The organism is Sandarakinorhabdus sp., from assembly GCF_031422795.1.
GTDB lineage: Bacteria > Pseudomonadota > Alphaproteobacteria > Sphingomonadales > Sphingomonadaceae > Sandarakinorhabdus.
In genome coordinates this window covers 13,525-29,719 of sequence record NZ_JANPML010000001.1, presented here as the reverse complement: position 1 = coordinate 29,719, position 16,195 = coordinate 13,525, and the positions used below count along the sequence as shown (strand labels likewise).

The 16,195-nt window shown below is 66.1% G+C and carries 19 protein-coding genes and 2 pseudogenes; 13 read left to right on the top strand and 8 right to left on the bottom strand.

Features of this window, described 5'->3' with window-relative positions:
* Together RMO81_RS00150 and RMO81_RS00145 are read left to right on the top strand one after the other, a co-directional pair.
* A pseudogene (locus RMO81_RS00150) lies at positions 1-418 on the top strand (hypothetical protein); the annotation flags it as partial.
* Positions 348-494, top strand: a pseudogene (locus RMO81_RS00145) (DUF1348 family protein); the annotation flags it as partial. The pseudogenes RMO81_RS00150 and RMO81_RS00145, both read left to right, overlap by 71 nt.
* A 110-nt stretch (positions 495-604) precedes the next feature.
* On the opposite strand, the gene RMO81_RS00140 reads toward RMO81_RS00145, so the two are convergent.
* Both RMO81_RS00140 and RMO81_RS00135 read right to left on the bottom strand, forming a co-directional pair.
* The gene (locus tag RMO81_RS00140) at positions 605-1,159 is read right to left on the bottom strand and encodes a DNA starvation/stationary phase protection protein (RefSeq protein ID WP_310473696.1); all 555 of its coding nucleotides are present in this window, start codon (positions 1,157-1,159) and stop codon (positions 605-607) included.
* Positions 1,160-1,276: 117 nt separating this feature from the next.
* Positions 1,277-1,678, bottom strand: a complete 402-nt coding sequence (locus tag RMO81_RS00135) for a PRC-barrel domain-containing protein (protein ID WP_310473695.1) — start codon at positions 1,676-1,678, stop codon at positions 1,277-1,279.
* Positions 1,679-1,929: 251 nt separating this feature from the next.
* On the opposite strand from RMO81_RS00135, the gene RMO81_RS00130 reads away from it, so the two are divergent.
* The 7 genes from RMO81_RS00130 (at position 1,930) to RMO81_RS00100 (ending at position 6,599) form a co-directional block, all read left to right on the top strand.
* The gene (locus tag RMO81_RS00130) at positions 1,930-3,141 is read left to right on the top strand and encodes a glycosyltransferase (RefSeq protein WP_310473694.1); all 1,212 of its coding nucleotides are present in this window, start codon (positions 1,930-1,932) and stop codon (positions 3,139-3,141) included.
* Entirely contained in the window at positions 3,134-3,295 is a 162-nt protein-coding gene (locus tag RMO81_RS00125) for a hypothetical protein (protein ID WP_310473693.1), read from the top strand. The genes RMO81_RS00130 and RMO81_RS00125 overlap by 8 nt, the downstream gene beginning before the upstream one ends.
* On the top strand, positions 3,292-4,464 hold the full coding sequence (locus RMO81_RS00120) for a hypothetical protein (RefSeq protein ID WP_310473692.1): 1,173 nt from the start codon (positions 3,292-3,294) through the stop codon (positions 4,462-4,464). The genes RMO81_RS00125 and RMO81_RS00120 overlap by 4 nt, the downstream gene beginning before the upstream one ends.
* A gap of 84 nt (positions 4,465-4,548) precedes the next feature.
* Complete coding sequence (locus RMO81_RS00115) at positions 4,549-4,689, top strand: entericidin A/B family lipoprotein (RefSeq protein ID WP_310473691.1); 141 nt, start codon at positions 4,549-4,551, stop codon at positions 4,687-4,689.
* Positions 4,686-5,825: an OmpA family protein gene (locus RMO81_RS00110; protein ID WP_310473690.1), complete on the top strand. Its 1,140-nt coding sequence runs from the start codon at positions 4,686-4,688 to the stop codon at positions 5,823-5,825. Before RMO81_RS00115 ends, RMO81_RS00110 begins: the two co-directional genes overlap by 4 nt.
* 87 nt (positions 5,826-5,912) lie before the next feature.
* Positions 5,913-6,308, top strand: coding sequence for a response regulator (locus RMO81_RS00105; RefSeq protein WP_310473689.1), 396 nt, complete (start codon positions 5,913-5,915; stop codon positions 6,306-6,308).
* A 12-nt stretch (positions 6,309-6,320) separates the two neighbouring features.
* Entirely contained in the window at positions 6,321-6,599 is a 279-nt protein-coding gene (locus RMO81_RS00100; protein WP_310473688.1) for a hypothetical protein, read from the top strand.
* On the opposite strand, the gene RMO81_RS00095 is transcribed toward RMO81_RS00100, so the two are convergent.
* Positions 6,566-7,249 (bottom strand): histidine kinase dimerization/phosphoacceptor domain -containing protein, encoded by a 684-nt coding sequence (locus tag RMO81_RS00095; protein ID WP_310473687.1) that lies wholly within the window; start codon positions 7,247-7,249, stop codon positions 6,566-6,568. The genes RMO81_RS00100 and RMO81_RS00095 overlap by 34 nt on opposite strands.
* A gap of 233 nt (positions 7,250-7,482) precedes the next feature.
* On the opposite strand from RMO81_RS00095, the gene RMO81_RS00090 reads away from it, so the two are divergent.
* Positions 7,483-8,295 carry a response regulator gene (locus tag RMO81_RS00090; protein ID WP_310473686.1) on the top strand — a complete coding sequence of 271 codons (813 nt, stop codon included), beginning with the start codon at positions 7,483-7,485 and terminating at the stop codon, positions 8,293-8,295.
* A 63-nt stretch (positions 8,296-8,358) separates the two neighbouring features.
* On the top strand, positions 8,359-9,096 hold the full coding sequence (locus RMO81_RS00085) for a sigma-70 family RNA polymerase sigma factor (protein WP_310473685.1): 738 nt from the start codon (positions 8,359-8,361) through the stop codon (positions 9,094-9,096).
* Between the two features lie 71 nt (positions 9,097-9,167).
* Here the strand turns inward: RMO81_RS00085 and RMO81_RS00080 are convergent, their stop codons facing one another.
* The 5 genes from RMO81_RS00080 to RMO81_RS00060 all read right to left on the bottom strand — a co-directional run bounded on the left by RMO81_RS00080 (position 9,168) and on the right by RMO81_RS00060 (position 11,488).
* A complete protein-coding gene (locus RMO81_RS00080) occupies positions 9,168-9,482 on the bottom strand; it encodes a hypothetical protein (RefSeq protein ID WP_310473684.1) in 315 nt (104 codons plus the stop codon).
* A gap of 85 nt (positions 9,483-9,567) precedes the next feature.
* Complete coding sequence (locus RMO81_RS00075) at positions 9,568-9,867, bottom strand: hypothetical protein (RefSeq protein WP_310473683.1); 300 nt, start codon at positions 9,865-9,867, stop codon at positions 9,568-9,570.
* Between the two features lie 32 nt (positions 9,868-9,899).
* The gene (locus RMO81_RS00070; protein WP_310473682.1) at positions 9,900-10,046 is read right to left on the bottom strand and encodes a lmo0937 family membrane protein; all 147 of its coding nucleotides are present in this window, start codon (positions 10,044-10,046) and stop codon (positions 9,900-9,902) included.
* A 33-nt stretch (positions 10,047-10,079) separates the two neighbouring features.
* Complete coding sequence (locus RMO81_RS00065) at positions 10,080-11,060, bottom strand: SH3 domain-containing protein (RefSeq protein ID WP_310473681.1); 981 nt, start codon at positions 11,058-11,060, stop codon at positions 10,080-10,082.
* A gap of 26 nt (positions 11,061-11,086) precedes the next feature.
* Complete coding sequence (locus RMO81_RS00060) at positions 11,087-11,488, bottom strand: glycine zipper 2TM domain-containing protein (protein ID WP_310473680.1); 402 nt, start codon at positions 11,486-11,488, stop codon at positions 11,087-11,089.
* Between the two features lie 176 nt (positions 11,489-11,664).
* Between RMO81_RS00060 and RMO81_RS00055 the strand changes: the two genes are divergently transcribed.
* The gene (locus tag RMO81_RS00055; protein WP_310473679.1) at positions 11,665-12,000 is read left to right on the top strand and encodes a CsbD family protein; all 336 of its coding nucleotides are present in this window, start codon (positions 11,665-11,667) and stop codon (positions 11,998-12,000) included.
* Positions 12,001-12,248: 248 nt separating this feature from the next.
* Positions 12,249-16,166 carry a chemotaxis protein CheB gene (locus RMO81_RS00050; RefSeq protein WP_310473678.1) on the top strand — a complete coding sequence of 1,306 codons (3,918 nt, stop codon included), beginning with the start codon at positions 12,249-12,251 and terminating at the stop codon, positions 16,164-16,166.
* Positions 16,167-16,195: the final 29 nt, after the last annotated feature.

Genomic DNA, 16,195 nt, shown 5'->3' with positions numbered 1-16,195 from the left:
CCAGGTGCTCGGATTTGACGATCATGATTTCTACCTGTGCGGCCCGCCGCCGTTCATGCAGGCGCTCTATGACGGCCTGCGCGATCTCAACATTGCAGATGGTCGCATCCATGCCGAAGCCTTTGGCCCGGCCTCCATGCGCCGCCGGATTGATGCCGCCGCCGCGCCCGCTGCCCAGCCATCGACAGCCCCGGTGCCAGTGGCGTTCGCCGCTTCGGCCAAGGAAGCGCGGTGGACTCCCGGCAGCGGCAGCCTGCTCGAACTGGCCGGAGCCAGTGGGCGCCGCCGGTTCGCCCCCACTGCCCCGTCCGCCCTTCCACTGGAGAAGCATCATTACCCGCCCACCTCTGCCCCCCTTCACCCTGGCCAGTGCCGCCGAAAAGGTCCGCCTGGCCGAAGATGGCTGGAACAGCCGTGATGCGGCCCGTGTCGCCTGGGCCTACACGCCGGATTGTGCCTGGCGCAATCGCGCCGAGTTCGTGACCGGCCGCGCCCACTGGCTCCGGCTGGGAATGGTTGGTCAGCTTTGCTGCAACACCGGTCGCAACGCCTGCTCAATCGCCTGCATCAGCCGCTGCCTTCTTCAGGCAGCAATGCCGGGCCGTCAGGCGATCTGCATGCGCAGCATCCAGACATATTTCTCGTGATCGCCCAGGCGGCGGGTGAGCAGATCTGCGGTGACGATGTCGCCATGCTCTTCGGCGATGTCGAGCGCGTCGCGCAGGGTCTGGCAGACCAGACCATTGTCGCGCATCAGCATCGCGACCTGTTGGCCGGTGTCGATCGGCCGGTCTTCATCGCTGATGCTGCTGAGGCGGCCATAGGTGGTATAGCTCGCCGGCGCCTTGTGGCCGAGCGCGCGGATGCGTTCGGCGATCTCGTCGATAGCGGCGTAGATCTCGCCATATTGCTCCTCGGTGAGCTTGTGCAGGCCATAAAAGGCCGCGCCGGCGACGTTCCAGTGCACACCCTGCGTCTTGATGAACAGCTGGAAACTGTCGGCCAGCACCTTGCCCAGTTCGTCGGCAACTTCGGCATAGGCGCCTTCGCTGAGACCCGTGCCAGGCGCGAATTCGGGCTGACAGGCGGTGAGGCTGGGATTGTTGGTATCGGTCAGCGCAACGAGATCGTCTGACGCGGTGGATTTCGATTTGGCCATGGGGAGTTATCCTCTGCTGCGGGCGGGCTGCACATGTGGGGGGCAATGGCCGTGGCGGCCGGATGGTCCGGCCGCCACGGTGCACTGCTTCAGAGCGCCAAACCGGCGCTCGGCGCGTCAGTTCGACCGGTTCTGGAAGCCGTCGATCTTGCCGTAATAGCTGTCGATCGAGGCGGACTTGTCACCATAATCGAAGCTGTCGATCTCTTCGCGGGTGAACACCGGCGCGGCTTTCAGGGCTTCGCGGCTGAGGTTCACGACATAGCCCTTCTGATCCAGATCATAGGACATGCCGTTCCACGGCAGCTGGTGATATTTTTCGCCCATGCCGAGGAAGCCGCCGAACGACATCACGGCAAAGCGCACCTGGCCCGACATCTTGTCGATCATCATGGCTTCGACACTGCCCAGCTTTTCGCCGTCACGGTTGTAGACGTCGGTGCCGGTCACGCGCTCGCTGCTGATCAGCGCGCCGTTGTTGCTGTCGGTCGGGGCGACGGTGGTGGGATGGGAGCTCATGGTTGTTTCCTTTTTGCAGGGGCGTTGCGCCGCCGGATGGGGATTCGGCGGCGTGCGGCGGCAGTGGCCAGCGGGGGTGCCGGCCGGTGCATCTGCCACCAGCCTCATCAACCCGTGAGCCGCCCGGCGGTTCCGCTTGCGGTCAACCGTTGGCCGCATCCGGAACGGCGGGAACCGGGCGGCAGCAGGCGCGTTATCAAATCCGGAACTGGGGGCAGTGACCACGTGACCTTGATGAAGGATGATCGCCGATGCCCCTGTTTTGCGAAGAATTTGCCGATCCGGCGGTGCGCCCGGTCCTGATCGTGCTGTCGCATCTGCGCTGGGATTTCGTGGTGCAGCGCCCGCACCATCTGCTGGGCCGTGCAGCGGCCGATTTCGATATCTGGTTCATGGAAGAGCCGGTGATCGAAGGCGGCATCGCCATGGTGCGTGAACTGCAGCGTGGGGCCGGCATCACGGTCGTGCAGCCGGTGCTGCCAGCCGGCACAAGCGCTGCCGATGCTCTTGCCCACCAGGGCGAGATTGCCGCCCGGCTGGTGGCGCGAGCCGGATCGGGGGCCGGATCAGCGCCAGTGTGCCTGTGGTATTATGCGCCGATGGCGCGGGCCTTCGGGCAGCAGCTGTCGGCCGATCTGGTCATCTATGACAAGATGGACGAGTTGGCCGCCTTCGCCTTCGCGCCGCCAGACCTCGCCGGCCATGATGCGGCGCTGCTGCGCGATGCCGATGTGGTGTTCACCGGCGGCGCCTCGTTGCAGATCGCGGCCAGCCTGCAGCGCAGCGACGCCCATTGCTTCCCCTCCAGCATTGACGCGCCGCATTTCGGGCAGGCGCGTGGGCAAGGCCTGGCCGATCCCGAAAGCCAGCGCATGATTGCGTATCCGCGGATCGGCTATTTCGGCGTGATCGATGAACGGATGGATCTGGTGCTGGTGGCCGAAGTGGCGGCGCTGCGGCCGGATTGGCAATTCGTGATGATCGGCCCCACCGCCAGAATCGATCCCGCCAGCCTGCCGCAGGTGAGCAACATCCACTGGCTCGGCGCGCGGCCCTATGCCGAACTGCCGCAGTATCTGGCGCACTGGGATCTGGCCTGGATGCCCTTTGCCCGCAACGAGGCCACGCGCCACATTTCACCCACGAAAACGCTGGAATTCCTCGCCGCCGGCCTACCGGTGATCTCCACCCCGATTGCCGACGTGATCAGCAGCTATGGCCGGCTGGGGCTGGTTGAAATCGCCATCGATGCCCCTGATGTGGTGGCCTGCGCCAAGCAGATGCTCGGCATTGCCGCCGATCCGGTGCAGCAGCGCCGCCGCCTGGCGGCGGTTGACGCGCATCTGGCCGGCGACAGCTGGGATGCCACCTGGGCCGCGATGCGCGCCCTAATTGCCGCAGCGGCGCAGACCACGCCATTGCCAGTCCGCACGCAGACAGAACGGAGCCCCGCGCATGTTTGATCGGCTGATCGTCGAGCTCGACCTTGCCGGTCCGGTGCCGGCCGAACCGCTGGCGATGGCCCAGCCTGTCGAAAAGGCATGGTCGCGGCGGGCGACACTGAGTCTGAACCATGGCAAGAGCGCCCCACAGCCAGCCGCAGCCCCGAAAGCATGAAGTCCAACCCGCTCAATCAGCCCGTGGCCGACACGGCGCTGCCGCCGGACCGCACAGCCCCCCTGTTCGGCTCCATGCTGATGGGCGGGTTCGAATGTGCCGCGCACCGGCTGCGCACTGGCCGGCGGCTGGATGTGGCGGCGGCCACCGGCCACGACCGGCGCGCGGCGGAGGATTACCGCCTGCTGCATGCCCACGGCATGACGGCGGCGCGCGATGGCTTGTGCTGGCATCGCATCGAACGGCGGCCGGGCCATTATGACTGGTCGGGCCTGCTGCCGATGCTGCGCGCCGCGCGGGACAGTGGCACCACCGTCATCTGGGATCTGCTGCATTATGGCGTACCCGACGATATCGATCCGTTCAGCGCCGAATTCGTCGACCGCTTTTCCAGTTTTGCCCGCCATGCCGCGCGGGTGATCGCCAGTGAAACCGATGCTGCGCCCGTGTTCACCCCGGTCAACGAGATCAGCTTCTGGGCCTTTGCCGGCGGCGAAACGGCCGGGCTGACGCCCTTTGCCATTGGCCGCGGCACCGAACTGAAACGCCAGCTGGTGCGTGCCGCGCTGGCTGCCACCGCCGAAGTGCGCGCCATCGACAGCCGCGCCCGTATCGCCTGCGCCGAACCCTTGATCCATGTTTTCCCCGCCAGCGCCGACGCCGAAGCCGAAGACCGCGCTGCCGGCCACAACCAGGTTCAGCACGAAGCGCTCGACATGCTACTGGGGTTGCAGGCGCCGGAACTGGGCGGCCACGCCGATGCTGTCGATATCATCGGTTGGAACCATTATCACGACAATCAGTGGATCGACGGCGGCCGCTGCGTGCCGCCCGGCGACTGGCGGCACCGGCCGCTGCACCAGCTGCTGATCGAAGCCGCCGGGCGCCATGGCAAGCCCTGTTATATCGCCGAAACCGGCTGCGAAGGCGCCTTCCGGCCCCACTGGCTGCGCTATGTCGCCAGCGAGGTGCGGCAGGCGCAGGCGCACGGCGTCGCGCTCGGCGGCATCTGCCTCTATCCCGTCATCAGCCATCTCGGCTGGGACGATGATCGCCCTTGCGCCAACGGCCTGTTCGACGGCCACGATCCCGAAGGCCCGCGCTCAATCTATGCGCCACTGGCGGCAGAAATCGCCGAACAGGAGCGGGATTTCGCCCAATCGGGCTGACGCCATCGTCTTTGGGAACCAATGCCGGCTTCAGGCGTAATCCTCCCTGAAGCTGCCCATCCTGAAGCGGCAAGGAAACGCTCCATGACATCGACCATCATCGTCGCGGCCTGCACGGTTATCGCCGTGCTGGCGAGCGGCTGTTCCACCACCGCCGGCGCCGGCAAGGACCTCCAGTCCGCCGGCAAGGCCATCACCAAAACTGCTGAGGACGCCAAGAAATGATGATCACACGCCCGGCCCGACTGGCCGCATTGAGCCTGCTGGCGCTCACCATGACCGCAACCGCCGCCCAGGCCCGCGACAACAACTGGTATATCGGCCTGCGCGGCGGCGTGGTTCTCCCCAGCGAACGCACCTTCTATGGCACCCCGCCAACCCGCCCCGATTTCGCCACCACCGATAAACTGGGTTTGGCTGCCGCGGCACGCCTCGGTTATGATTTCGGCCGGCTGCGCACCGAAGTGGATGTGGGCTATCACCAGACCGGCCTGAAATCGATCGATCTGCGTTCGACCACGGCGCTGGGCAATGCCGGCCGCTATGATGATCCCGACGGCCAGATCCGCAATTGGACGGTCATGGCCAATGCCCTGTTCGACGTGATCAACAGCGACGCGTTTTCCGTTTCGGCGGGTGCCGGTGCCGGCGCGGCGCGGGTGAGTGCCCATAATGTCCGTCTCGCCGATGGCGCTATTCCCTTCCTGAGCAGCAATGACTGGGTGTTCGCCTGGAACGCCCTGGCCGGTGCGCGTGTTGCGCTCAGTCCCGGCGTCGATCTGGCAGTGGATTATCGCTACCTGCGGCCCAATCGCGCCAATTTCACCGACACTGCCGGCCAGCGCGTGACGATGCGCAACGATTCGCACACGATCCTGGTGGGCCTCAACTTCAACTTCGGCGAACGCCGCGCCGCCGCACCGGCACCGGAACCAGTCGCCCCGATGGCCATGCCCGAAGCCGCGCCCCCGCCGCCTCCGCCGCCGCCGCCGCCGCCCGTCGTCGAACCGGCAGCGCCGGTCACTGCCGGGCCGATCATGCTGTTCTTTGATTGGGATTCTGCCGAATTGTCGGCCGAATCCCGGCAATTGGTGGCCCAGGCCGTCGATCCCGCCCGCCAGCAGGGCATGACGCGAATGGATGTGTCCGGCCACGCCGATCGCTCCGGCACCGGGCCGTACAACCAGGCGCTGGGCCTGAAACGCGCCCGCGCCGTGCAGCGCGAACTTGAAAGGCTGGGCGTTGAAAGCAGTCGTATCAACGTCCAGTCGTTCGGCGAGGAGCGCAGCCTGGTCGACACGGTTGATGGCCAGCGCGAACCGCAGAACCGTCGTGTCGAAATCAGCATCCAACCGCGCTGATGGGAGCAGGGCCGGCATTTGCCGGCCCTGCACACCCAACGGCGATTTGCTGTATGATCAGCGCTGCCGGCCTCCTGCCGACAGGAGATGATGATGCCGCCGGCCTGTTCCATCCCACGCATCCTGATCGTCGAGGATTCGATCTTCATCGGCCTTGCCCTGCAGGACATGTGCGACAGCCTGGGCTGGGCGCTGATCGGCCCGGCGGTGACCATCGCCGACGGGCTGCGCCTGGCCAGGGCCGAGGCCATCGATGCCGCCCTGCTGGATGTGGAGATCGGCGACAGCCAGAGCTGGGACATCGCCACCGTGCTGCAACAGCGCGCCATCCCCTTTGCCTTCACCACCGGTCACGCACTGGCCGGAATCCTGCCCGCCCGCTTTGCCGGCACGCCGATCCTGCGCAAGCCGTTCCGCCTGGCGGGCATCGAGCAGCTGATCGGCAGCCTGCTGGCCGCGCCGGCTCGCCCCCCACCTGCCTGAAAGTTCACACGCATGCCGCCGCGCCACAATCCCGCCACCCGCTACCCCCACCCGCAGGCCGTGCTGGACGATGCCAGCCTGTCGCCAGCACAAAAGGCGGAATTGCTGGCCGAATGGGCGCTGGACCTTGGTGATCGCAGCGCCGCCAGTGATGAAGGCATGGCCAGCCCCTCGCCCGCCCGCACTGATCGCGACGTCCAGATGCTGGATCGGGTGATCGCTGCCCAAACCAGCCTGGAAGCAGCGACGGCGCCGCCTCAGCCGGACGCGCCGGCAAAGCCGATTTCGTAGCTTCCTGTCATCGCATCATGCTGCAGCCCGCCACCCAACTGCTGGGCCATGGCGCGGATGATCCGTGCCGTCGCCGTATCGGCACCCGCCAGTGTATCGGGGCCGGCAAAGGCACTGGTGTGGACCGTCAGACTGATGCCAGTGGCCGCCTGCGCCGCGGCCACTGCCAGTTGCAGCCGGCCGGGCGGCGCCTGTTGGCTGGCCAAGAGCGCCAGTTCGGTGATCAGGAAACCAACCGGGATCGCCAGCTCTGGCGCCAGCGGCAAGGCAGCCGCCGTGCAGGCGATCGCCACCCTGTCATGACGGGCCGAAACCAACCCGGCTTCGAGCGCTGCACAAAGCTCGGCCAGCATCCCGGCGAGATCAACACACGCATCGGCTTCGCCCAGATACTGCCAGCGTTGCACCAGCGTGAGCGTCTGGATCTGGGCCTGGATCACGTCATGCAGTTGGCGAACCGCGGCCGATCTGCTGTCCCGCGCCTGCAGTGCCACCAGGCTGGCAATGATCTGCAGACTGTTGGTGACCTGGTGGTGCAGATCGCGCCGCAGTCGCTCCTGCTCGGCCAGTGCCGCCGCCAGATCGGCGGCGCCCGTTTCCGACGGGGCGACAGATGACAGCGATGGATACTGGCCGGCGACGTTGGTCATCACCTATCATGCACCAAGGTGACGCGGACGCGAAATGCTGTTAGACTGTTGGCCTCGATCGATCCTGCAGGAACCGCCTGCAGACAGCGCTTTTTCGACCATCGCGATTGCGGGCAGCCGGCCGAGGGGCGGCAGCGCCCGTCGCCGCAACACCCATATGATTTCCGGCGCGCAGCGGGCGTGAACGTCGGCCCTGCTGCCTGCCAGCGCCCTGGCCCTGAAAGCGCATCATCGTGACCCCCTCCGCGTCATCCCTTGCTGCCCGCCTTGCCCCCCATTTGCCCGGCCTGCGTCGCTATGCTCGCGCCCTCATCGGATCGCAGCCGGCCGGCGACGCGCTAGTGGCAGCCACGCTGGCGGCGCTGGTGGCGGATCGCGCCGCGCTGCCGACCGGGGTGTCTGCGCGAATCGGCCTGTTCCGGGCCTTCCAGATCCAGCAAGCCGCAGCGGTCACGCCCGAAACGGCACCGGCCGCTGCCAGCGAGGGCGTGGCCGGCATCGCGGCGGCACGGCTGGACGGGCTGGCGCCGCTGCCGCGCCAGGCGCTGCTGCTGGGTGCGATGGAGGGATTTGCGCCGGCCGATATCGCCTATCTGATCGATTGCCCGCTGCCCCAGGTCCACGCGCTGACCAGTGCCGCGCTGGCCGATATCGCCCGCCAGACCCGGGCGCGTGTGCTGATCATCGAAGATGAACCGATCATCGCCATGGACATAGAAGCCATCGTCACCGATCTGGGCCACAGCGTTACCGGCATCGCCGCCACCCGGGCCGAAGCGCTGGCGCTGTTTGCCGCCGAAGCGCCCGGCCTGGTGCTGGCCGATATTCAGTTGCGCGATGGCAGCAGCGGCATCGATGCCGTGCAGCATATTTTGGCCCAACAGGCGGTGCCGGCGATCTTCATTACCGGCTTTCCGGAATTGCTGCTCACCGGGCAGCGGCCGGAACCGACCTTTCTGATCACCAAGCCTTTTGCCGTCGCCAGCGTGCAGGCCGCCATTGCCCAGGCGCTGTTCTTCGGATCGACGGCATGGCCGCAGGCATGACGGCAGGGAACCCGTGGGTCGCCGGCACGTTTGAGACCATATGAAACGCACCGGAGACCGATCATGACCGTGCCGGACCATCGCCCCCTGCCGGCCAGCGAAACGCCGGCGCTCCGCGATCTGGGCGCCGCGCTGCGCCTGGCCTTTGCCGAGGTCGCCGCCGCCCCGCTGCCGCCGCGCCTGCAAGCGCTGCTCGATCAACTGGGCGACGGTGCAGCGCCGCCAGCCGCCGACCGTTTCAAGGCCGATCTTGCCGCCGCCATCCCGCATTTGCGGGCCTATGGCCGGTCGCTGTCAGGCAATGCCGATCTGGCCGATGATCTGGTGCAGGAAACCATGCTGAAGGCCTGGATGGCGCGCGATCGTTTTGTCGCCGGATCCAGCATGCGCGCCTGGACGCACGTCATCCTGCGCAACGCCTATTTCTCCATTGCCCGCCGCGCGCGCTTCAAGGGCGAATGGGATGAATTTGCCGCCGATCTGCTGCTGGCGGTGCCGCCGGCCCAGGAGGGCCATGTTGCGCTGGCCGACATGCAGCGCGCGCTGATGCAATTGCCGGCGACGCAGCGCGAGGCGCTGATCCTGATGGGCGCCAGCGGCATGAGCTGCGAAGAGGTGGCGGCGATCAGCAATTGCGCGGTGGGCACGGTGAAAAGCCGAGTCGCCCGCGCCCGCGCTGCCCTGCGCGATCTGCTGGATGGCGGCCAGCTGGCGCAATCGCGCGCCGATGGCCCGGTCAGCGCGCTGGGGCCGCTGGATCAGATCATGCGGCAGGCCCAGCAACTTACGGCGGCGCGCTGAGCCGCTGAATCGGAAAGGGGCACCGGATCAACGCGATCCGATGCCCCTTCCTCCCGTCCAGGAACTGGGTGTTACTTCGGTTCCGTCGGCTGCGTCGTGGTGGTCAGCTGATCGGTCTTGGTGGTGGCGCCCACCGTGCCGGCTTCGATGGCATCGGCCTTGGTCTCGCCGCGATCACGCACGGCATCGGCGCCTTCACGCATGGCGTCGGCATTGGCTTCGCCCTTGTTTTCAACGGTATCAGCCTTGTTGTCGATATCGGCGGCAGCAGCATCGCTGGTGTTGCGCACGGCATCGGCCTGGGCATCGGTGGTCTTCTTCTCGCAGGCGGCCAGGGTCATGGCGGCGGCTACCAGCAGCAGCAGCGGGGTCGTTTTCAATGGCATGGGATATACTCCTGTTGGACAGTCGGTAGAGAAGAAACGCAAGGCTACGGGAAAGGTTCCATCGCCGGGCGCAGCTGTGTCGCTTTCAGGCGACAGGGGCGGCCAGGCGCAGCGCATTGCTGGCCGGGCCCTGGCGATCGGCGGAGATGCAGGCATCAAGCTCATCAAGGTTGATCGGCAGCATGCGGCTGATCGGCGTGAAACGGCCCAGCGCCGGCACTTGCAGCATGGCCAGAACTGTACGGTAGGTGACGAAGCTGAGGCCACTCAGCTCCTCCTCATCGATTATCAGCCAGTAGGTACCGGCAGGTTGCGGCCCGCCTGAACCCGACAGGCGGAACGGGTGCAGGAACTGGATTCTGGCCTTGCTGGTGCGGGTCATCATGGTGCGTCCTCCGGTCCGGCAGGTGTCGACAGTCAGGCGCGGCGGCCGCTGATCAGGTTCATCACGAACATGACCAGTGCGAAAACCAGCAGGATGTGGATGAGCCCGCCCAATGTGTACGAAGTGGCCAGGCCAAGCGCCCACAGCACCACGAGGATGAGGATCAGACCATAAAGCATCGCTGTTCTCCCTTGGCTGGATTCGCGTTGGCATCAGATGCCATCGGGCCGCGGCTGGCCGTCGCGACGCGGGGTGTCGCGGTATTGCTCATCCCGGTCCCGCCCATCGCGGTAACGATCATCGCGGTCTTGCCCATCACCATCAGCGTTCCAGGTCGGGCGATAAGTCTGCCGATACTGACGCTCCCACCCGTCACGCTGCCCATAGAAAGGTTGCGTGCGGTAATTGTCGTCCCAGTAGCGGTTGAAGTTGAAGCCAAGAACGCCGATGCCGATGCGCGACGCGTAGCTGTCCAATGGCTGCTGGCGACCGCGATACAGGCTGGCGATATGCTGGCTCACCACCCAGCCGCGACTGCCGGCCCGATTGCCACGACGCGTGCTGATGTCACACCAGCTCCAATCGCGCAGACAGCCGTGGATGATGACCCGGCTGCGCGCCCGGGCCAGGCCGACGCGGGGATAGCGGACATCGGGCCCGGCGCGAACATAGGCCTGGCGGATCATGAAACCGGCAGCGGTGTGACTGCCCCAGTACGTTTCGTTCTGGCGCGGCCCCCAGCTGGGACGGTAATTCTCGCCATATTGCTGTGCCCAGCGCGAACGGTCGGTATAAAAGGGTTGCTGGCGATAATGATCGTCCCAGTAATCGCCGATGCGGAAATTCCGGTCGCCCAGCTGGAATTCGCCATAAAGATTGGCGACGCTGTCACGTCGGCCGCGATATTCGGCTTCCAGATCGGGCCCGCTCACCCAGCCGCGATCCTGCCCCAACCTGACATCGCACCAGCTGCGATCAGGCAGGCAGCCGAACAGTTGCACCTGCTGACCCTGTTCGATGCGACGCAGCTGCGGATAGGCCTGTTCGGGGCCAGCGCGCAGCATGGTGGGGCGCCCGGCCATCGCCGGCGGGCCATCGTCCCGGCGCCGATCCTGCATCTGGGCGGCGGCCGGCAGCGGCGCGAGTGCGGCCGCCGTCACGGCGGCAAACAGCAGCGTGCGAAACATGATCATTCTCCTTGAGTCGTCGCTCGCCTGTGTCAGCGGCAACGAACATTCTTGCGGTCGATCGAACGACCCACCACGCCGCCGGCAACGGCACCCAGGATGGTGCCCAGCGTGTCGGAACCACCCGGTGCGATGATGTTGCCCAGCACGCCGCCGGCCACCGCGCCCACGATCAACCCGGTGCTGCCATCGGTTCGGCGGCAGTAATAGCGCCCATCCTGGCCGCGATAGACGCGGTCATTCGCGCCCAGCCGGCGTTCGCGATAGCGCGGGCTGTCCTGATAATAACGGCCGGGATCATAGTTGCCGTATTGCGGATCGGGGCGGTTATAATCGTAGCTGCGCCATTGGCGCTGGGGCCGCTGATCCGACATGTCGGACGCGCAACCGCTGACCAGAGCCAGAGTTGCAAGCGCTGCAAGGGCCATCTTCATTGTTATTCTCCCCACGTTCGGCAGCGGATTTCCCTGCACTCACCAGCCAGAGCCGGCAGTGCCCGGCCAATTGCTGCCAAGCCGTGCAAGTATCGGGCCGTTTGCGGCGCAGGGCAGGTTCGGAATCCACCTGCCAGCGGTAACCCTCTCCGCCAGCCGGCCATGGGTAGAAACCGATGCTGCCCATTGTCGCTGCAAGGGCGCATGCAAGCAGCACTGCCCCGGCCAGACCCCCCGGTCGCCCCCCTGGACTCCGGCGCCGGGGCAGTATTTTGGGCAACCGCTCCGTTCCGCCCCGAACGCTTCAGAATCGGACACACGCTCATGAGCATCGACAAGAACCGCATCGCCGGCGCCGCAAACAGGCCGTCGGTGCCACCAAGGAAGCTGTTGGCCACTTGGTCGGCGACAAGAGCCTGGAAATCTCCGGCAAGGTCGAAAAGGTCGAAGGCAAGCTGCAGAGCGCGGCCGGCAAGGCCAGCGACACGCTGAAAGACATCGCCAAATCCTGACCCAGCCGGCCGGGCCCGCGTGCCCGGCCGCTGGTGACGGCCAGAGACTGTGCCCAGAGTGACTGTCATGCCGATCACCGCCATCATCTTGTGAAGCAGCCCGCAGCGGACATCTGCGTATTCGACGGGCGGGCCGGCATGGGCTATGTTGCGCCCGTGTCGGTTCGACGACACACCCGAGGCACGGTCATTTGAAGAAAAATCGGCCTCCTAGCCTGCCTGCCAAGGCAGAGCCTCTCGCGTCGCACATGATGGTCGTGGCCATCGGCGGTTCGGCAGGTGCGCTTGATGCGGTGCGCGGCGTGATTGCCGGGCTGCCGGCGCGCAGCGGCATCGCCTATATTCTGGTCCAGCATCTCGATCCCGATCACCCGTCGTTGCTGGCCGAATTGCTGGCCGAAAAGACGCCGTTTCCGGTGGTGGAAGCCAGTAATGGCATGGCGCTGCTGCCTGATCGCCTGCACGTCATCCCGTCGGGCACGCGCATCGCGGTGGCCAGTGGCATGCTGCAGCTCACCCCGGCCACCCAGAAAAAGGGACCGCGCCTGCCGGTGGATTTCCTGCTGCAATCGCTGGCCACCCAGGACGATCTGCGCGTTGTCGCCGTCCTGCTGTCGGGCAATGGTGCCGATGGCAGTGAAGGCGTGCAGGCCGTGCATGCGGCCGGCGGCTATGTCATCGCTCAGGATCCGGCCGAAGCCGATTTCTCCAGCATGCCGGCTGCCGCCATCGCCACCGGCTGCGTTGATGCGGTGTTGCCGGTGGCCGCCATGGGCGCTGCCATCATGGATCGCCGCAACCGCGTTCCGCTGCCGGCCCTGACCGGCAATGACTGGATCGGCCAGGTGCTGGCGCGGCTGAAACAGAGCGGCCATGATTTCCACGGTTACAAGCGCGGCACCATGCAGCGGCGCATCGAACGCCGCGCCCGCCTGGCCGGTGGTGCGGCCGGCAGCGGTGCCGAAGCACTGGCGGCCTATGTCGAACGCCTCGAGCAGGATGAAGCCGAGCTGCAGGCGCTGGCCAATGATCTGCTGATCAACGTCACCGGTTTCTTCCGCGATCCCGAAGTGTTCAGCACGCTTTCAGGTGCCATCCTGCCCGATCTGGTACGCGGCCACGACGAAACCAGTCCGATCCGCCTGTGGTGCGCCGGTTGCAGCACCGGCGAGGAAGCCTGGTCGCTGGCCATGCTGATCCTCGAGGAAATCGCCCGCAGCCGCCCCACGCTGAAATTGCAGCTGTTTGCCACCGATCTCGATCCCGATGCGGTCGCCACCGCGCGCCACGGTGTTTATCCGGCCAGCATCGACAAGGATGTGGCCGCCGAACGGCTGCAACGCTTCTTCATGGCCGATGATCATGGCTGGCGGGTGGGCCCGGCGCTGCAATCATCGGTGGTGTTTGCCGTCCACGATCTGCTCACCGATCCGCCGTTCAGCCGCATCGACATGATTTCCTGCCGCAACCTGCTGATCTATCTGCAGCCCGCAGCCCAGGCCCGCGCCATCAACCTGTGCTATTTTGCCTTGCGGCCCAGCGGCCTGCTGCTGCTGGGCAAGGCCGAAACCGTGGCAGAGCCCGCCGATGCCCCGGCGCCAGCCTTCACCCTGCTGTCGCGCCAGGCCCATATCTATCGCCGTAATTCCAGTCATCGGCCACTGCCTGCGCTGGCCGCCGAAGCTGCACCGATGCCGGTGCTGGCCAGTCACCAATCCCCGCCTTGGCCGGTGCCCAGCCTGCCGTCCGCCCGGCTGCAGGTGCTGGAGGCCGAACTGGCCAACATCCGCGCCGAACTGGCCAACGCCGATCGCTATCCCGGCGGCCATGATCCCGAACAGCAGGCCATCCACGCCGACACGCTGTCGCGCAACCAGGAATATCAGAGCACCAACGAGGAACTGATCACCTCGCAGGAGGAACTGCAATCGCTGAACGAGGAGCTGGCGGCGCTGAACGGCCAGCTGCAGGAAACCATCGATCGCCAGCGCACCCTGGCCGACGATCTCAACAACATCCTCAACAGCACCAATGTCGCGACGATCTTCCTCGATCTGGACATGCGGATCCGCTTCTTCACACCAGCCACACGTGTGCTGTTCAACATGCTGCCAAGCGATATCGGCCGACCGTTCACCGATCTGGCACCGCTCACCCCGGATACAAAGCTGGCCGCCGACATCGCGGCAGTACGCGGTGGCCGCACGCCGCCCGATCGCGAGATCACTGCCACCGATGGCACCAATTTCAGCCGGCGGGCGATGCCCTATCGCGCCCACGACAATCATGCCGAAGGGGTGATCATCACCTATACCGACGTGTCGGAACGCAAGCGCGCCGAACAGGTGATGCTGGAAGCGCGCGAAACCGCCGAGTCTGCCAATCTGGCCAAGTCGCGATTCCTGGCGGCTGCCAGCCACGATCTGCGCCAGCCGCTGCAATCGCTGGTGCTGCTGCAGGAACTGCTGTCCCGCAAGGTCACCGATCCGCAATGCCGGCCCTTGCTGGCGCGGCTGGAACTCACGCTGGAATCAATGGCGGCGATGCTCGACGGGCTGCTCGACATCAACCAAATCGAAGCCGACGCCATCGAGCTGGCGCCCGGCAGTTTCCCCCTCGAAAGCCTGCTGAGCGAAACCGTGACCGGGCTGGCCGAACAGGCGGCCGCCGGCAAGCTGAAGCTGCGCCATGTGGCGACCAACTGCCACGTGATTTCCGATCGCCGGCTGTTGACCGGCATGTTGCGCAATCTGGTCGCCAATGCGCTGAAATACACGGTCAAGGGCGGCGTGCTGCTGGGCGCGCGCCGCCGCGGCAACACGGTGCGGATCGAAGTGTGGGATACCGGCATCGGCATCCCGGCCGACAAATTGGAGACGATCTTCCTGCCCTATCAGCAACTGGGGCCAACCCTGATCGATCGCAGCCGCGGCATGGGTCTTGGCCTGTCGATCGTGCGCAGCCTGGGCGAGATGCTGGGCCACGGCATCGCTGTGCGGTCGTGGCCACAAGAAGGCCCGGGCCATGGCTCGGTGTTCAGCATCACCGTGCCGCTGGCCACGCCGGAACCGCATGCGTTGCCGGCATCACCTGCTGCCCCGGCACTGGCAACGGCCGTGGCAGCACCGATCACCGGCGCGCACATCCTTGCCATCGATGATGATGCCGATCTGCTGGAACTGCTGGCCCAGTTGCTGCGCGAGGCCGGGCACGACGTGGTGACCGCCCACAATGATGTCGAAGCCATTGCCAGCCTCACCCTGCACACACCTGATCTGATCATTTCCGATTTCCGCCTGATCGGCGGGCGTGACGGCCTTGAACTGGCCAGCGATCTGCGCGCGGCCCTGTTCAAGGCGCACGGCCGCACCGTGCCGGTGATCATGCTGACCGGCGATATCGCCATCGATGCCCTGGTGCGCTTTGCCGCCAACGATATCGTGCGGCTGGCCAAACCGGTGCGGCCGGTGGAACTGCATGCCGCCATCGCCATGGCCCTGACCCGGGCAAAGGCCGAAATGCCGGCACCCGCTGCCCCGGCAGTTGGCAGCGATGTGCAGGTTCATGTGATCGACGATGATCCCGAAACGCTGGCCGAATTCGGCCGTCTGCTGGCCGATGTCGGCATGTCGGTCGCGTTGCATGGTTCGGCCGAAGCCTTTCGCGCCGCCTGGCGCCCCGGAGACGGTGGCTGCCTGCTGGTCGATGCCATGCTGCCCGGCGAAAACGGGCTCGATCTGCTGCGCAGTCTCCATGCGGCCGGCACCTTGCCGCCCAGCATCATGATCACCGGCCAGGGCGATATCGGCATGGCAGTGGCGGCGATGAAGGCTGGCGCCGTGGATTTCATCGAAAAGCCGGCGTCGGGCGATGCCATCCTGGCCAGCGTCCGCCGCGCACTCGCCAGTACCCCAAGCGAGGAGGGCATGAGCAGCGAACGGCTGGCGGCTAGCGAACGGCTGGCCACGCTGACACCGCGTCAGCGCCAGGTGATGGCGATGGTGCTGGATGGCCACCCCAGCAAGAATATCGCGGCTGATCTCAATCTGAGCCAGCGCACGGTGGAAAATCACCGTGCCGAGATCATGCACCGCAGCCGCTGCAAGTCCTTGCCGGAACTGGCGCGATTGGCGATGGCCGCCGATCCCGGTGGCGCCAGAAACTGACGGGACCGGGACCGGCGACCACCATGCCA

Bases quoted from the DNA above. Each gene is read 5' to 3' on its own strand.
- RMO81_RS00100 (WP_310473688.1), top strand. From the start codon at position 6,321: ATGCCGCCGCGCCACAATCCCGCCACCCGCTACCCCCACCCGCAGGCC.
- RMO81_RS00075 (WP_310473683.1), bottom strand. From the start codon at position 9,867: ATGATGACCCGCACCAGCAAGGCCAGAATCCAGTTCCTGCACCCGTTC.
- RMO81_RS00115 (WP_310473691.1), top strand. From the start codon at position 4,549: ATGACATCGACCATCATCGTCGCGGCCTGCACGGTTATCGCCGTGCTG.
- RMO81_RS00055 (WP_310473679.1), top strand. From the start codon at position 11,665: ATGCTGCCCATTGTCGCTGCAAGGGCGCATGCAAGCAGCACTGCCCCG.
- RMO81_RS00135 (WP_310473695.1), bottom strand. From the start codon at position 1,678: ATGAGCTCCCATCCCACCACCGTCGCCCCGACCGACAGCAACAACGGC.
- RMO81_RS00105 (WP_310473689.1), top strand. From the start codon at position 5,913: ATGATGATGCCGCCGGCCTGTTCCATCCCACGCATCCTGATCGTCGAG.
- RMO81_RS00120 (WP_310473692.1), top strand. From the start codon at position 3,292: ATGAAGTCCAACCCGCTCAATCAGCCCGTGGCCGACACGGCGCTGCCG.
- RMO81_RS00140 (WP_310473696.1), bottom strand. From the start codon at position 1,159: ATGGCCAAATCGAAATCCACCGCGTCAGACGATCTCGTTGCGCTGACC.
- RMO81_RS00130 (WP_310473694.1), top strand. From the start codon at position 1,930: ATGCCCCTGTTTTGCGAAGAATTTGCCGATCCGGCGGTGCGCCCGGTC.
- RMO81_RS00085 (WP_310473685.1), top strand. From the start codon at position 8,359: ATGACCGTGCCGGACCATCGCCCCCTGCCGGCCAGCGAAACGCCGGCG.
- RMO81_RS00065 (WP_310473681.1), bottom strand. From the start codon at position 11,060: ATGATCATGTTTCGCACGCTGCTGTTTGCCGCCGTGACGGCGGCCGCA.
- RMO81_RS00080 (WP_310473684.1), bottom strand. From the start codon at position 9,482: ATGCCATTGAAAACGACCCCGCTGCTGCTGCTGGTAGCCGCCGCCATG.
- RMO81_RS00060 (WP_310473680.1), bottom strand. From the start codon at position 11,488: ATGAAGATGGCCCTTGCAGCGCTTGCAACTCTGGCTCTGGTCAGCGGT.
- RMO81_RS00095 (WP_310473687.1), bottom strand. From the start codon at position 7,249: ATGACCAACGTCGCCGGCCAGTATCCATCGCTGTCATCTGTCGCCCCG.
- RMO81_RS00110 (WP_310473690.1), top strand. From the start codon at position 4,686: ATGATGATCACACGCCCGGCCCGACTGGCCGCATTGAGCCTGCTGGCG.
- RMO81_RS00125 (WP_310473693.1), top strand. From the start codon at position 3,134: ATGTTTGATCGGCTGATCGTCGAGCTCGACCTTGCCGGTCCGGTGCCG.
- RMO81_RS00050 (WP_310473678.1), top strand. From the start codon at position 12,249: ATGATGGTCGTGGCCATCGGCGGTTCGGCAGGTGCGCTTGATGCGGTG.
- RMO81_RS00070 (WP_310473682.1), bottom strand. From the start codon at position 10,046: ATGCTTTATGGTCTGATCCTCATCCTCGTGGTGCTGTGGGCGCTTGGC.